The sequence below is a fragment of the Synechococcus sp. BA-120 BA3 genome, assembly GCF_034931285.1.
Taxonomy (GTDB): domain Bacteria; phylum Cyanobacteriota; class Cyanobacteriia; order PCC-6307; family Cyanobiaceae; genus Cyanobium.
This window is the reverse complement of the sequence record NZ_JAYGHZ010000517.1, coordinates 1-583: the sequence shown is the minus strand read 5'-3', so window position 1 is coordinate 583 and position 583 is coordinate 1. Positions and strand designations below refer to the sequence as shown.

At 75.0% G+C, this 583-nt stretch carries 1 protein-coding gene; it reads right to left on the bottom strand.

Annotated features, from left to right (window positions below):
• A partial coding sequence (modB, locus tag VB737_RS17250; protein WP_500314781.1) for a molybdate ABC transporter permease subunit occupies positions 1-583 on the bottom strand: 583 nt, incomplete at both ends.

The window sequence follows — 583 nt, the reverse complement described above, 5'->3', positions numbered from 1 at the left end:
GCTGAGGAACAGCTGCACCAGCCCCAGGCAGAGCCCGTTCAGCAGCAGCACCTGGCCGGTCCAGGCCCAGGCCCGGGGCAGGTCGCCTGCATCGACGGCCGCGAAGATCGCCAGGGGCAGGGTCTGGGTGCGGCCGGGAATGTTGCCCGCCAGCATCAGGGTGGTGCCGAACTCCCCCAGGGCCCGGGCGTAGCTCAGGCTCAGGCCCGCCCCCAGCCCCGGCAGCACCAGGGGCAGGGTGATCCGCCGCCACACCCGCCACGGCCCCGCCCCCAGGCTGCGGGCCACCCCCTCCAGAGCGGGATCCAGCTGCTCCAGGGACGCCAGCAGGGTCCGGTACATCAGCGGGAAAGCCACCACCGCCGCACTCAGCACCGTGGCGGGCCAGCTGAACACCAGCTCCAGCCCCAGCCGTGCCAGAGGCTCCCCCAGGGGTCCGTAGCGGCCCAGCAGCTGCAGCAGCACGAACCCGAGCACCGTGGGCGGCAGCACCAGGGGCGAGAGCAGCAGCAGGTCGGCCGTGGCGCGCCGCGGCCCCCGCCAGCGCCGCACCCGATCGGCGGCGAGGAACCCTGCCGGGAGC